The sequence below is a fragment of the Desulfitobacterium hafniense DCB-2 genome (assembly GCF_000021925.1).
Taxonomy (GTDB): Bacteria; Bacillota; Desulfitobacteriia; order Desulfitobacteriales; family Desulfitobacteriaceae; genus Desulfitobacterium; species Desulfitobacterium hafniense.
In genome coordinates this window covers 3,386,077-3,400,749 of record NC_011830.1, presented here as the reverse complement: position 1 = coordinate 3,400,749, position 14,673 = coordinate 3,386,077, and the positions used below count along the sequence as shown (strand labels likewise).

The following is a 14,673-nucleotide window of genomic DNA, read 5'->3' as shown; positions in this document are numbered from 1 at the left end:
AAACCCCGCCCTCGCCGGGTGGCAGCAGAACAGTCTTTAAACTGTTCTGAGACATAAGGGTCTTAGCTAGTTGGCCTATCAAGGGCAAGGACTTCGTCTCGGCTGACACCGCCCCTTGACAGGCGCCTACCAAGTTGACCCTAAGCAGCCTTTTGGGTCTCACAGTGCTTCTTTAAAAAAGCTGCCGGTGTCAGATTCCCTAACGCTTGATGCCTCCGTTGTCGATTATAAAAACATTCGATGTACCAAAAGATATCCCGCCTTGCTTCCTCGATGTCTTTGTATGTTTTGTGATGGAGCCTTTCTGATTTAATGGTGCTGAAAAAAGACTCTGCGCAGGCATTATCAAAGGGGTTGCCCTTTCTGCTCATACTTCGTATCATTCCCCAGTGCTTTAATTCTTCGACATAGACGGTGCTGCAGTATTGCCGCCCTTGATCCGAATGATGAATCAACCCTTTGAGCGGTCTATGACGCTTGACAGCGTTCCTTAAGGCTTCCAAACAGAGCTCAGTCCTCATGTGTTCAGCCAAAGCCCAACCCACAATTTCTTTATGAAATAAGTCCTTGATGGCAGCCAGATACAGCTTGCTTCCTTTAGCTGTTTTAAATTCTGTGATATCCGTGACCCAGACTTTATTCGGGTGCTCAACCTTAAATTTTTGGTTTAAGAGATTCGGGGCTTTGGGCAAATCATGATTCGAGTCGGTGAGACAGACGCGATAGGGCTTCTTTCGAACACTGTATAGTCCATGTTGCTTTTGTAATCGGTAAACCCGGTTTCTACCGCATTGAAACCCTGCCTCTTTGACATCGCTCCAAAGTTTATCCAGACCAATCATTGCCTGAGCCTTGGTATGGCTTTCCTTCATCACCTTAAGAATCGTTTCGTTCTCTTTTTGACGCTTGCTGGGTTCACGCCTATCCCAATCATAATAACCGCTCCGAGATACCTCTAAGGTTTCGCACATCTTCTCAACCGGGCAGCTGGAGCTGCTGGCTTTTTTAATCATCTGATAGATTATTTCCGGTTGCTTTGGGCGAAGATGGCGGTAGCCTTTTTTAAGATATCTATCGTTAACTCCTGATCGGCAATCTTTTTATCCCTTGCTTTAAGCTCAGCTTCAAGCTCGGCTATCTTGGTCTTGATAGGATCTTGCCTCTCTTTGGTTTGCTTAAGCCAGTTGCGCACAGTTTGCTCATTGACCCCAAAATCTTGAACCACACTTGAAACTGAACGGTTTTCTTCAGTGATTAAGCGTATAATGTCATGTTTGAATTCTTGATTATACCGTTTCCCGTTTTTTGACACGTTTATCATCCTCCACAGGTCTTATTTTACCCTAACTCTCCTGTGTCCGACAAACCGGGTATGGGTCACAAATAACCCAAAGATTTTCTCAAATGTTACGTTCAAGTTCTTTATCAAATCTTTGCTCATGGGTAGAAAGAGAAATAGGATATGAATATGCAGTCGGTTTAAGAAATTATGCTACGGTTATTGCAAATGCCTTAGACGAAATTTCTTATTATGCAGATTGGACAAAAAATGCATTGTACCAACATATGTCGGGACGACTTATTGATGCTGGAGCGAGTACTTTAGTTGCAAATCGAGTAGCATATGCAGTAACATATATAATTGATTGGTTTGTATTCTAAGTGAAACAGTTTTCCAATTAAATTGCGTGATGCCGGTTACCAATATGGTATTGGGAGCATTCATCTGGAAGAACTGATTCAGGTACTTGGGCGTTTTTGGTAAAACTATTGGCTGGAATCTGAGGGACCTCATTTGTCCATAACGGTTATCCCTTGAACTTCAGCATATTTCTTTACTTTAAGTACCTTTAATGCTTTTTTGCTTTCCTTTTGCCGCAGGTTTGGCCTGCGGCCATTCCAATTAGATTTTAAATCTGGGCTGAAAATTCTCTTCGTCTTATCTGGGGTTATAACCATTATATTCATGAAAACAAAGGAGTCACAAAAATGAATAATACAGAAATAGAAACTAAAATAAAATTGATTGAAGAAAACATAACTATGATAGGACAAACGCTTGGTCTAATTGCAGAAAAGCTAGGCGTTAAGCATCGTTTCATTTATGCGTTATTTAGTGGAATATCATTTCAAGAATTAGATGATATGATGAGTTTAATTATTGCAGCAAAAAATAGTGATATTCTTATAGGAGATCTCATAAATAATTTTAATGAAAAGTTTCCAAGGCATAAGAATGGTATTGTGCAAATCATTCAATGTTGTAAAGAAGAACAAATGTTTCTTGATTTCTGCAATAAGTTTTTAAATTCTCCGGAAGTTAAAAGGATAATGAATTCTTATCCAGAGGTCTGTGATTAGGTCATTGTAAATATCTTCCCAGATTTGAATATAGAGCTTAAGTCCGTTTTTAAGAGCATGTAAAAGGATACCCGGCTGCCACCGCCAAACGGGCGGCTCCCAGCAAAGGAGTCCTTTCATTAAGGATCACATAGATAGGGATCTGGGATAAAAGCTCTCTCAAACGGCCTTTAGCGAGAAAGGCCTCCATGAAGCCATCTTCCTGAAGCTTGGGCAGGATTTTAGGGGGGATGCCCCCGCCCAGATAGATTCCTCCATAGGCCAAAGTCCTTAAAGCGAGATTGCCTGCTTCCGCCCCCAGAATTTTCACAAAGAGCTCCAATGTTTCTGTACAGAGTGTACAGATTCCGTCGAGGGCTTTTTTTGTGATCTCGGCAGGAGTAAGGCTAGAATCAGGAGCAGGGATAGAGTCAGAGGCCGGGCCAGGGAGAGAGGGGGAAAGAGCCTCCCAGTACAGAAAACGATAGAGATCTGCCAGCCCGGGACCGGAGAGGACTCTCTCATAGCTGACATGACCGTATCGTTGGGCCAGAAAGCGCCACAACCGTACTTCCTGCTCGGTGCGGGGGGCATAGTCCCCATGGGCGCCTTCTGTGGCGCAAACCCGCCCGTCAGCCAGGATCATGGCCTGACCCAAGCCTGTACCGGGGGCGATCAGTGCCCGGTTAAGTGAGGGCCTGGCGAGGGAAAGGGCAGGAGACGAGGCAAGGGAAGAGGAAGGACTCTCTGCGGAAGGGTTGAGACAAATTAAATCTTCCCCTCTTAAATCCATAAGGCCCTGCCCCATAGCCTCAAGGTCGTTGACCAAAAGCAGGGGCCTGCGCAATGGCAGGGAGGACCGCAAGTCAGGGCAATCAATCACCCGATTCAAATTGGTGAGAAAACATTTGTCTTGAGTGATGGGCCCGGCCAGGCTGAGGCAGCCTCCGGTTATGTCTTCAGGCGTTAGGGCTATTTCATCTAAAAATCCTTGTATAAGCGCTGTTAAGTCCTGCCAGTCTTTACTGGGGAAATTCCTTTCCCTGACTAAGACAAGCTCAGTGCCTTCCAGGGAATAAAGTCCTAGGAGAGTTTTGGTTCCGCCAATGTCTCCAGCCAAGTATAGTTGGCCTTTTTCAATGCCTGCATAAGGCAAATCCATCACCTCATCTTTTTTGTATCATGTATTCTTATTCTTGTGAATTTAAAATCCTTGGCAGCAGCTTTTTCCATAGCGTATAGTAGACTTAAAATTCCGAATTTAGCGTAGTGGGGGGTGAACCCTGTGAAAGAAAAACTCCATCTTCTCTCTGAGGTGCCTTTTCTTGCGGATTTGTCACAACAGGATCGAATTGAGTGTGCTCACGAATTTCACTGGGAGATCTACCCTAAAGGGGCCGTTCTCATCGAAGCAGGAAAAAAGCCTGCGGCAGTCTATATACTCGAAGAAGGAAAGCTGGACAGTGAGGATAAGGTATTGGGCATGGTTTCTTTGGTCACGGGTAAGGCGGCCACGGAAACGATTCGTGCTTTGGAGCCGGTCCGCCTCCTGACCATTAAGGCCGAAGATTTCGCTCGTATCTTGTTGCGCTGGCCCCAGATCTACAGCACTATCATCGGCAATTTAACGGATAATCTTGCTGAAACCCATCAAATGCTCTCGGCAAGCCGTTATAAGGAAGTCTTACGGTCGGCCATTCAACTTACCCGGTATAAAGATAAATTTTACGGGATCTGGGGCAGTGTGAAAACCACCCATGAGGTAGAACGCTTGTTTAAGAAGCTCCAGCAGACTGAGGGGCATTTGCTGATCAGGGGAGAGAGAGGCACGGGCCGGCAAATGGTGGCCTGGTATGCTCATCAGCAGCTTTTTGGAGAGGCGGCTCCCTTTGTCGTCCTGAATGGTCAGCGTTTTGAACAGCAATGGGGTTATCTGCTCAAAGAGGAAAAGAAAGCTGCAGAAAGCTCTTACGCTGCTTTTACGTTTGAGGATATTGCCGCAGGGGGGACCCTTTTCATCCAGGAAATAGATCAAATTACCCCTGAGCTGCAAATAAGGCTGGCTCAGGTGCTTGGCACTGCTCATCATTCCTGTCTGGTCATCGGCAGTATTCAGGAAGATAGCAAGCATAAGGATCCCCAGCTTATGCCTGAATTGGCTGCTTGTTTTGAGCATAGTTACTCCATAGCGCCCTTACGGGAGCGTAAAAGAGATATCCCGATCATCGCTCAAGGCATTGTGGAGAGTTTAGCTCAGAAGCATCAGCGCAATGTACCTGTATTAACCTCTGAAGCGACACAACTTCTCCTGTCTCATAATTATCGCCAAGGCAATGTAACAGAGCTTATTCAGGTAATGGAGCGGGCCTTCTTTCTCGCCGATCAGGATGTCATCGGGTTAGAGCAAATCTTTTTTGGTCCCACTGCGGAAAAGATCGGGAGTAAAATCAATCTTTTACAATGGGGATTCTTTAAAAGTTTATTCAAAAGTAGGAAGCTTCTCCACAGTCTGCAATGGATTTCGGCAGTTTTATTCCTTCTGCTGATTGTCGGACTGGTTTTCCTTCCTCAATTGCCTCTTACTATGAAAGTTTTTGTCTTGGTTTGGGGCCTTTGGTGGCCTTCTCTGGCTATTCTATCCCCTTTATTGGGGAGACTATGGTGCACATTTTGCCCTTTTTCCAAAATTATGGAGTTTGTACAAGATCGCTATCACCCGAAACGGCCGCTGCCCGCCCTCTTTGTCAAATATGATTATCTGATGGTGAGTGTTTTATTTGCCCTGATTTTTTGGGCGGAAATCTTTACGGGCATGCGTTCCCATATGCTTTTTACCGCTTTGCTGCTCCTGGTTATTCAAGGTCTGGCCATTATTGTCAGTGTTCTTTATCCCCGCCATGCCTGGTGCCGGCATTTTTGCCCTTTGGGAGGATTTATCGGGACGGCCTCCATCGGTTCTCTCTTGGAAGTAAGAGCAGATGCAGCGGTATGCCTGAATAAATGCACCACCTTTGATTGTTATGTGGGCAGGGATGGGGTCAAGGGCTGCCCGATGAGTCAGCATTTGCCCTATCTGGATAATAATTTGGATTGCAAATTATGCTTTAAATGCGTCAGCAATTGCCAGCATGAGAATGTCCAGGTCAACTTAAGAGTACCGGCACGGGAGGTTTGGCATCTGACCCGTGTCAATCAAGGGTATGCTGTTTTTATTGGTATGCTCATGGGAATCCTTTTTCCGATCATGGTTTTTGAACCTCTTCATGGCTCCATGCCCCCAAGTCAATGGCAGCTTTGGTTTACCCTGACCTATTTGCTGGCGGCTCTGCTGGGCGGAGCACTTGGCTGGTGGCTGGGGAAGCCTTTTAAGACGAAAGCGGCCTCTAAGCGGATTAAATTGGTGTTTGCTTTTATTCCCCTGATCATCGGCGGGCATATTGTGCATCAGATGGGCTATATTCCGGGGATTAATCATCTCTTCTTCGGAATGGGATACCATGAAGAGGGTGGGATGCAAACCCTGTTCATTGCGGCCAAAAGCTTAGGCTATGGACTTGCCATGCTTACGGGAATCTTTTTAACTGTGATTACGGTAGGATTAACCCTTCACCAATACAGCAAAGCTAAAGATCCTAATCATTGAACCTGCTCTTTCTTGCCCCGGGCCAGGGAAGCGAAGATGCCCAGGAAGCAGAGTATGGTGAAGAGAATAAAGCTCAGTTTAAAGCTGATCATGAAAACCTGGGGATATTCCGGGGAATAAAGGCTGGTATTGCCGATAAAGTGCGATGTCATCAAAGATACGGTAGCCATGCTTAAGGTCTGCCCTAAGAGCCGCATGGTTCCTAAGGTGGATGAAGCAATGGAGTAATAGCGTTTGTCCACCGAACTCATGACGGCATTGGTGTTGGGGGAGGCAAACAGTCCATAACCGATGCCGATGAACACCAAATCAGCCACAATCAAGGCAATGGGTGTGGAAGACGTAAAGAAGATGATCGGGAGGAGTCCCGCAGTAACGATGGCCATGCCCACAGAGGAGAGGATGCGGGGCTGGATCTTGTCGGATAACCGCCCGGCAAATGGGGAGAGAAGGGCCATGAGCACGGGCTGGGAGAGGAGTATAAGCCCCGCCAGGGAGCTGTCCAGCCCTAAGATAAGCTGGAGGTACAAGGATAAGAGGTAGCCTAAGGCGAAAGTAGCAAGGTAATTGATCGCTGTGGCCAGATTAGAAAAGACAAAAGGTGTATTTTTGGCAAAGATCCTAAGAGCAAAGATGGGGGAGTCGGTCTTGAGTTCAACCCGGATAAAGATCCCTAAGAGGACCAAGCCGGCAATCAGCAGGAGAGTATAAAAGGGAGCTAAAGCTAAATTGGATAAGGCAAACAGCAGGAGAGTAAGGCCGGAAATCCACAGAGCAGCCCCTTTATAGTCGTAAACTTCTCCTGCGGCGGCTTTCCACTCCCCTGTCAGCTTGGTAAGGATGAGGACCAGGATCAGAGCGTCTACGGCGAAGCCAAAAGCAAAAATTGCTCGCCAGCTGATGAGCTTGACAAACAATCCCCCTAAGACGGGGCCAAGAGAAAGCCCGATATAGACGGCGGCAGAAGCAATGCCCAGGGCTTTACCCCGTTGTTGGGGAGGAACCACTGTCGTCAGAATCGCCATGGATGTTCCGGCGATCATGGCATTGGCCACGCCTTGGCAAAGCCGGAAGAAAATTAAAACATTAAAAGAGGGAGTCAGGCTGCAGCCTAAAGAGCTTAAGCAAAATAGACCGATGCCGATCAGAAAGAGCTTCCGTCTGCCGATAATATCTGCTAAACGTCCGCAAGGGATGGACAAGGCGGCACTGGTTAACAGATAAATGGTTACCACCCAATTGAGGTGCAATTGGGTTACGGTAAAGTCAAGTGAAAGGGCAGGAATAGCAATATTCACGGAATTGGACATAAAGGCCCCGATAAAGGATGTTAAGAGACAGATGATCATGGTCGAGCGGACGAATTGGTGGTCGTAAGTCATACTGATACTCCTTCATAGCCGGATTGGAAAGTAGTATTTTGGGTTTTTTCTTTGCTTGGGAATCGATAATCGATTAAACTATGGATATAGTCAAAAATAAGTAAGGATGGTCATCATGTCGGGATATAGTAAAGAGTATGAGATCTTTTATTTCCAGGTGGATCAGTTTGGAGAGGCTTCGGTAATAACTATATTGGACTTTCTTGAAGATTGTGCCATAGCTCATTCCGAGGCTGTAGGATTAGGGATCGAATCCCTCATGGAGCTAAGAACCTGCTGGGTGCTTAATCGTTGGCGATTGGAGATGGAGCGCTATCCCCGTTTAGGGGAAAAGGTAACCATAGAGACTCTTAATACAGGGTTTGAACGGTTTTATGGCGAAAGGATGTTTACAATCAGAGATTCGCAAGGGAATATCATAGGCAAAGCCGGTTCCCTGTGGATTTACTTAAATATTGATAAAAGGCGCCCCACCCGGATCCCACTCCAGTTTGCGGCTCAATATGGAGTGCCGGAGAGATATGAAGGGAAGGAGCCTTTTGAGGATTTGCCGGAAATCACGGATATCCACTCGGAGATAAGGTTTCATGTCCGAAGAAGCGATATTGATACCAATGGCCATGTCAACAATACACGGTATGTCGAGTGGATGTTGGAAGGGATATCTGAAGAGTCTCTAAAAGATTACAGGCTGCAACGGCTGGAAGTGATCTATAAGAAAGAAACCCCATATGGTACGGACATACTGTCCCAAGGCCAAGGAGCCAAGGGTGCCGGACTCCAATATCTGCATCGCGTTCTTGATCAGTCAGGAGAGAGGGAGCTGGCCTGCGGCAGAACGGTCTGGACTAAGCGATAATCCGAAAGTTTTATAATTCAAAAAATTGATTCAGCTACTACTCAGAATAGTCCTTTGCTTCAAGGGTTTCAATAGCTATTTTATGAACTTTTTTATTTTTTGAACATCGAGGAGAATGACATGAGACTTAGACGAAAAGCCTGGGCAAGACCTGAGCTGGAGAGTGATCCTAAGGTTATCTATAATCCTATGCAGTATAAGGAAAATTGGCAGGAGGCCTTTGGCAATAATCACCCTATTCATCTTGAACTGGGATGCGGACGGGGGCAGTTTATCAATCAATGTGCAGAGCTGAACCCTCATATCAATTATATAGCTATCGATCTTTATGATGAGGTGCTGGTCAAAGCTCTGCGAAAAATTAATGAGAAGGCTCTCCATAATGTAAGAGTTATTCCTATGAATATTGCCAAGCTGGAGAGTATCTTCAAGCATGACCAGATAGAAAAGATCTATATTAATTTTTGCAATCCATGGCCCAGCCGAAGGCATCATCACAAAAGACTAACACATCCTCAATTTCTGTCGGTCTATAAAAAGCTTATGAAAGACCATTCAGAAATATGGTTTAAAACAGATGATGATGAATTGTTTAAAGATAGCTTAAGGTACTTTGCCGAGGAAGGCTTTATTGAAAAGTACAGAACCTTTGATTTGCATCAAAGTGAATTCACCGAAAATATTAAGACTGAATATGAAGAAAAGTTCAGCAACCAGGGAGTTAAGATTAAATTTGGGATATTTGAGGTCAATAAGGGTTAGCAGAATTGATAAATCAGGTCGAGCTTCCAAGTTCCCATTGACTTGGAAGAAAATTATGGTTATAATCAATAACTGTCGGTACGGTAACGCCGTACAGAATTTGCGCTCGTAGCTCAGCTGGATAGAGCGTCTGACTACGAATCAGAAGGCCAGGGGTTCGAATCCCTTCGAGCGCACCATATTTATTCTGCGGGTGTAGCTCAATGGTAGAGCACTAGCCTTCCAAGCTAGCTACGTGGGTTCGATTCCCATCACCCGCTCCAAACCTAATCATAGCAACGGTTTGAACGATTTCTATTTTTTGTTCAAACCGTTTTTTCAAAGCAAAGCAGGAGCCATGCTGCACCTTGATTTATGTAAAAGCGCTGGCTACTCCCAAAATAAAAGTAGAAAAAATAGACGCTTGGGCTGCGCAGCCAGTCTGAATTATAGAAAGGATCAATGGCATCTTCTCCATGGCTGCGCCGGATGTTGAAAATATTATTACGGTAATTAAAATTTTAATCGAATTTACTGTTGACGAAATTCGTCAGAAATGCTATTATAAATTTCGCCGCCAATAACCGGCGGACGACAAAATAGTCCCTGGTCTTTGAAAACTAAACAACAAGGAACAGCCAATGACTCGTCAAATGAGTAAAGAAATTTGAGCAATCAAATGTTCTTCATAAATTTTATGGAGAGTTTGATCCTGGCTCAGGACGAACGCTGGCGGCGTGCCTAACACATGCAAGTCGAACGGACTAATTCTTAACACTGAGTTCTTAGTAAGGAGCCAGCGAGAGCGCGAAAGAAGAGAGCGCTCCACGCTTTATTCAAAGTGCCACCCCTACATACTGAGGAGAGTTTCGAACTGAGGATTGAGTGTTAAGAATTAGTTAGTGGCGGACGGGTGAGTAACGCGTGGATAACCTACCTAGTAGACCGGGACAACCCTTGGAAACGAGGGCTAATACCGGATAAGCTTAATTAGTGGCATCACTGATTAAGGAAAGATGGCCTCTGAAGATGCTATCGTTAGTAGATGGATCCGCGTCTGATTAGCTAGTTGGTGGGGTAAAGGCCTACCAAGGCGACGATCAGTAGCCGGCCTGAGAGGGTGAACGGCCACACTGGGACTGAGACACGGCCCAGACTCCTACGGGAGGCAGCAGTGGGGAATCTTCCGCAATGGACGAAAGTCTGACGGAGCAACGCCGCGTGTACGACGAAGGCCTTCGGGTTGTAAAGTACTGTCTTCAGGGACGAACGGTAAGTATGTAAAGAATGTACTTACATGACGGTACCTGAGGAGGAAGCCCCGGCTAACTACGTGCCAGCAGCCGCGGTAATACGTAGGGGGCAAGCGTTGTCCGGAATCATTGGGCGTAAAGGGCGCGTAGGCGGATACTTAAGTCTGGTGTGAAAACCTAGGGCTCAACCCTGGGACTGCATCGGAAACTGGGTATCTTGAGGACAGGAGAGGAAAGTGGAATTCCACGTGTAGCGGTGAAATGCGTAGATATGTGGAGGAACACCAGTGGCGAAGGCGACTTTCTGGACTGTAACTGACGCTGAGGCGCGAAAGCGTGGGGAGCAAACAGGATTAGATACCCTGGTAGTCCACGCCGTAAACGATGAGTGCTAGGTGTAGAGGGTATCGACCCCTTCTGTGCCGCAGTTAACACACTAAGCACTCCGCCTGGGGAGTACGGCCGCAAGGTTGAAACTCAAAGGAATTGACGGGGGCCCGCACAAGCGGTGGAGCATGTGGTTTAATTCGACGCAACGCGAAGAACCTTACCAAGGCTTGACATCCATAGAATCCTGTGGAAACATGGGAGTGCCCTTCGGGGAGCTATGAGACAGGTGGTGCATGGTTGTCGTCAGCTCGTGTCGTGAGATGTTGGGTTAAGTCCCGCAACGAGCGCAACCCCTATGTTTAGTTGCTAACGCGTAATGGTGAGCACTCTAGACAGACTGCCGGTGACAAACCGGAGGAAGGTGGGGATGACGTCAAATCATCATGCCCCTTATGTCTTGGGCTACACACGTGCTACAATGGCCAGTACAGACGGAAGCGAAGCCGTGAGGTGAAGCCAATCCGAGAAAGCTGGTCTCAGTTCGGATTGTTCTCTGCAACTCGAGAACATGAAGTCGGAATCGCTAGTAATCGCAGGTCAGCATACTGCGGTGAATACGTTCCCGGGCCTTGTACACACCGCCCGTCACACCACGAAAGTCTGCAACACCCGAAGCCGGTGAGGTAACCCGAAAGGGAGCTAGCCGTCGAAGGTGGGGCCGATGATTGGGGTGAAGTCGTAACAAGGTAGCCGTATCGGAAGGTGCGGCTGGATCACCTCCTTTCTAAGGAGCCATGTTCACTCTGGAAGTGAGCATATCCTAAGGTCGATGCTTTGAAGTAAGTCAGGTCAGAGATGACATGAAATGGTTCAAAGCTGGAGAAGTCTGAGAGGACTTCGAAATGCCGAAGAGGCAAAGCAGGGAAACCTGTTAAATGCGAGAAATGAAGCTGTTTGAAGTTAAAAGCTACTTGTTGTTTAGTTTTGAGGGACCATAAAATTATATGGGGGTATAGCTCAGCTGGGAGAGCACCTGCCTTGCAAGCAGGGGGTCAGCGGTTCGATCCCGCTTACCTCCACCATCATATACTTGGTTTCTCTAATGTTCTTTGAAAACTGCACAGAGAAGAAAAAACTGTAATTTAGGATAACATCAACAAACCTAGAAGTGGCGGAGACGTTTGGTCAAGCTACTAAGGGCGTACGGTGGATGCCTAGGCGCTAAGAGTCGAAGAAGGACGCGGCGAGCGGCGAAACGCCACGGGGAGCAGTAAGCATGCTTTGATCCGTGGATATCCGAATGGGGCAACCCATCCAGAGTCATATCTGGATATCGTGAACTGAATTCATAGGTTAACGAAGACAACCCGGGGAACTGAAACATCTAAGTACCCGGAGGAAGAGAAAGAATCATCGATTCCCTGAGTAGCGGCGAGCGAAACGGGACCAGCCCAAACCAATCCCTTCGGGGGTTGGGGTTGTAGGACCTTCTATTAGGTCTGAATCTCTAGTCGAAGAGGTCTGGAAAGGCCGGGCAAAGCAGGTAACACCCCTGTAGGCGAAAGAGAGACAGACTGTGAAGGGATCCTGAGTACCGCGGGACACGTGAAACCCCGTGGGAAGCAGGGAGGACCACCTCCCAAGGCTAAATACTCCTTAGCGACCGATAGCGAACCAGTACCGTGAGGGAAAGGTGAAAAGCACCCCGGGAGGGGAGTGAAAGAGAACCTGAAACCGTACGCTTACAAGCAGTCAAAGCACCCAAGAGGTGTGATGGCGTGCCTTTTGTAGAATGAACCGGCGAGTTACGGTATGTAGCAAGGTTAAGACGAGAAGTCGGAGCCGGAGCGAAAGCGAGTCTGAACAGGGCGAATAAGTTACATGCTGTAGACCCGAAACCGTGTGATCTACCCATGGACAGGGTGAAGGTGGGGTAAAACCCACTGGAGGCCCGAACTCACTGTCGTTGAAAAGGCAGGGGATGAGCTGTGGGTAGGGGAGAAATTCCAATCGAACACGGAGATAGCTGGTTCTCCCCGAAATAGCTTTAGGGCTAGCCTCAATGGATGATTCTTGGCGGTAAAGCACTGAATAGGCTAGGGGCCTTACCGGGTTACCGAACCTTATCAAACTCAGAATGCCAAGAATTTTAGATTGGGAGTCAGACTGTGGGGGATAAGCTTCATAGTCAAAAGGGAAACAGCCCAGACCATCAGCTAAGGTCCCCAAGTATACGCTAAGTGGAAAAGGATGTGGAATTGCATAGACAACCAGGATGTTGGCTTAGAAGCAGCCACCATTTAAAGAGTGCGTAATAGCTCACTGGTCGAGTGGTTCTGCGCCGAAAATGTAACGGGGCTCAAGCGTATCACCGAAGCTATGGCTTGCACACGATGTGTGCAGGGGTAGGGGAGCGTTCTATTTACTGAGAAGTTCAACTGTGAGGTTGGGTGGAGTGAATAGAAGTGAGAATGCCGGTATGAGTATGCGAAAAGGTGAGTGAGAATCTCACCCGCCGAAAACCTAAGGATTCCTGGGGAAGGCTCGTCCGCCCAGGGTAAGTCGGGACCTAAGCCGAGGCGAAAAGCGTAGGCGATGGACAACTGGTTGAAATTCCAGTACCACTCAGGAGCGTTTGAGCGATGGGGTGACACAGAAGGATAGGTTAAGCGTGCCGTTGGTCGAGCACGCCCAAGCCCATAGGAAGTGAGATAGGCAAATCCGTCTCGCGAGTTTCTGAAGGGTGATGGGGAGCGAAATAAGTAGCGAAGTAACTGACTCCAAGCTGTCAAGAAAAGCCTCTAGTGAGCAAGTGAGTGCCCGTACCGCAAACCGACACAGGTAGGTAAGGAGAGAATCCTAAGGCGCGCGAGAAAACCCTCGTTAAGGAACTCGGCAAAATGACCCCGTAACTTCGGGAGAAGGGGTGCTCTATGCAAGTAGAGCCGCAGAGAAGAGGTCCAGGCGACTGTTTATCAAAAACACAGGTTCCTGCCAATCTGAAAAGAGAAGTATAGGAGCTGACGCCTGCCCGGTGCTGGAAGGTTAAGAGGAGAGGTTAGCCGTAAGGCGAAGCTTTGAATTGAAGCCCCAGTAAACGGCGGCCGTAACTATAACGGTCCTAAGGTAGCGAAATTCCTTGTCAGGTAAGTTCTGACCCGCACGAAAGGCGTAACGATCTGGACACTGTCTCAACGAGGGACTCGGCGAAATTGTAATACCCGTGAAGATGCGGGTTACCTGCGACAGGACAGAAAGACCCCATGGAGCTTTACTGTAGCTTGACATTGGACTTTGGTATAAAATGTACAGGATAGGTGGGAGACTGAGAAGCTAGGGCGCCAGCCTTGGTGGAGTCAACCGTGGGATACCACTCTTTTTGTACTGAAGTTCTAACTTAGGCCCCTGAATCGGGGTTGAGGACCGTGTCAGGTGGGCAGTTTGACTGGGGCGGTCGCCTCCTAAAGAGTAACGGAGGCGCCCAAAGGTTCCCTCAGCGCGGATGGAAATCGCGCGAAGAGTGTAAAGGCACAAGGGAGCTTGACTGCGAGACCAACAAGTCGAGCAGGGACGAAAGTCGGGCTTAGTGATCCGGTGGTACCGAGTGGAAGGGCCATCGCTCAACGGATAAAAGCTACCCTGGGGATAACAGGCTTATCTCCCCCAAGAGTCCATATCGACGGGGAGGTTTGGCACCTCGATGTCGGCTCATCGCATCCTGGGGCTGTAGTAGGTCCCAAGGGTTGGGCTGTTCGCCCATTAAAGCGGTACGTGAGCTGGGTTCAGAACGTCGTGAGACAGTTCGGTCCCTATCCGTCGCAGGCGCAGGAAATTTGAGAGGAACTGACCCTAGTACGAGAGGACCGGGTTGGACGGATCACTGGTGTACCAGTTGTCTCGCCAGAGGCAGTGCTGGGTAGCTATATCCGGAGCAGATAAGCGCTGAAAGCATCTAAGCGCGAAACCGGCCTCAAGATGAGATTTCCCACAGAGTAATCTGGTAAGACCCCTGAAAGATGATCAGGTAGATAGGCCCGGAGTGGAAGTGCCGTGAGGTATGGAGCTGACGGGTACTAATCGGTCGAGGGCTTGACCTAACAAACCGCAACGAAAAGGACCTCACTG

General features: G+C 47.7%; 8 protein-coding genes, 3 tRNA genes and 2 rRNA genes. 10 read left to right on the top strand and 3 right to left on the bottom strand.

The features are described from left to right. Positions 1-140 precede the first annotated feature (140 nt). Positions 141-1,321, bottom strand: a protein-coding gene (locus DHAF_RS15855) for an IS3-like element ISDha7 family transposase (protein ID WP_085930657.1) whose coding sequence is annotated in 2 segments (ribosomal slippage) — positions 141-1,069 and positions 1,069-1,321 — 1,182 coding nt in all. Because the reading frame shifts where the segments join, the coding sequence is not laid out codon by codon here. A gap of 83 nt (positions 1,322-1,404) precedes the next feature. Between DHAF_RS15855 and DHAF_RS25795 the strand changes: the two genes are divergently transcribed. Both DHAF_RS25795 and DHAF_RS15845 read left to right on the top strand, forming a co-directional pair. Further along, complete coding sequence (locus DHAF_RS25795; RefSeq protein ID WP_148213292.1) at positions 1,405-1,662, top strand: hypothetical protein; 258 nt, start codon at positions 1,405-1,407, stop codon at positions 1,660-1,662. 327 nt (positions 1,663-1,989) lie between these two features. Continuing rightward, positions 1,990-2,361, top strand: a complete 372-nt coding sequence (locus tag DHAF_RS15845) for a hypothetical protein (RefSeq protein ID WP_015944446.1) — start codon at positions 1,990-1,992, stop codon at positions 2,359-2,361. Between the two features lie 49 nt (positions 2,362-2,410). Here the strand turns inward: DHAF_RS15845 and glk are convergent, their stop codons facing one another. Beyond that, on the bottom strand, positions 2,411-3,502 hold the full coding sequence (glk, locus tag DHAF_RS15840) for a glucokinase (protein WP_049769578.1): 1,092 nt from the start codon (positions 3,500-3,502) through the stop codon (positions 2,411-2,413). A 123-nt stretch (positions 3,503-3,625) separates the two neighbouring features. Between glk and DHAF_RS15835 the strand changes: the two genes are divergently transcribed. Continuing rightward, entirely contained in the window at positions 3,626-5,983 is a 2,358-nt protein-coding gene (locus tag DHAF_RS15835; RefSeq protein WP_015944444.1) for an AAA-type ATPase lid domain-containing protein, read from the top strand. On the opposite strand, the gene DHAF_RS15830 is transcribed toward DHAF_RS15835, so the two are convergent. Then, entirely contained in the window at positions 5,977-7,365 is a 1,389-nt protein-coding gene (locus DHAF_RS15830) for an MFS transporter (protein WP_015944443.1), read from the bottom strand. The two genes, DHAF_RS15835 and DHAF_RS15830, sit on opposite strands and share 7 nt — an antisense overlap. A gap of 115 nt (positions 7,366-7,480) precedes the next feature. Here DHAF_RS15830 and DHAF_RS15825 point away from each other — a divergent pair, with 115 nt between their 5' ends. The 7 genes from DHAF_RS15825 (at position 7,481) to DHAF_RS15790 (ending at position 14,645) form a co-directional block, all read left to right on the top strand. Further along, complete coding sequence (locus tag DHAF_RS15825; RefSeq protein ID WP_015944442.1) at positions 7,481-8,224, top strand: acyl-[acyl-carrier-protein] thioesterase; 744 nt, start codon at positions 7,481-7,483, stop codon at positions 8,222-8,224. A gap of 120 nt (positions 8,225-8,344) precedes the next feature. Next, complete coding sequence (trmB, locus tag DHAF_RS15820) at positions 8,345-8,986, top strand: tRNA (guanosine(46)-N7)-methyltransferase TrmB (protein ID WP_015944441.1); 642 nt, start codon at positions 8,345-8,347, stop codon at positions 8,984-8,986. Between the two features lie 102 nt (positions 8,987-9,088). Beyond that, positions 9,089-9,165: transfer RNA gene (locus tag DHAF_RS15815), tRNA-Arg, on the top strand. 10 nt (positions 9,166-9,175) lie between these two features. Beyond that, positions 9,176-9,249, top strand: a tRNA-Gly gene (locus DHAF_RS15810). A gap of 410 nt (positions 9,250-9,659) precedes the next feature. Beyond that, a 16S ribosomal RNA gene (locus DHAF_RS15800) occupies positions 9,660-11,332 on the top strand. A 222-nt stretch (positions 11,333-11,554) separates the two neighbouring features. Next, a tRNA-Ala gene (locus tag DHAF_RS15795) sits at positions 11,555-11,630 on the top strand. Positions 11,631-11,731: 101 nt separating this feature from the next. Continuing rightward, positions 11,732-14,645: ribosomal RNA gene (locus DHAF_RS15790) — 23S ribosomal RNA — on the top strand. The 16S and 23S rRNA genes sit together here with 3 tRNA genes alongside, the layout of an rRNA operon. Positions 14,646-14,673: the final 28 nt, after the last annotated feature.

Coding starts and splice junctions, on each gene's coding strand:
- DHAF_RS25795 (WP_148213292.1), top strand. CDS start 1,405: ATGTTACGTTCAAGTTCTTTATCAAATCTTTGCTCATGGGTAGAAAGA.
- DHAF_RS15845 (WP_015944446.1), top strand. CDS start 1,990: ATGAATAATACAGAAATAGAAACTAAAATAAAATTGATTGAAGAAAAC.
- glk (WP_049769578.1), bottom strand. CDS start 3,502: ATGGATTTGCCTTATGCAGGCATTGAAAAAGGCCAACTATACTTGGCT.
- DHAF_RS15830 (WP_015944443.1), bottom strand. CDS start 7,365: ATGACTTACGACCACCAATTCGTCCGCTCGACCATGATCATCTGTCTC.
- DHAF_RS15825 (WP_015944442.1), top strand. CDS start 7,481: ATGTCGGGATATAGTAAAGAGTATGAGATCTTTTATTTCCAGGTGGAT.
- trmB (WP_015944441.1), top strand. CDS start 8,345: ATGAGACTTAGACGAAAAGCCTGGGCAAGACCTGAGCTGGAGAGTGAT.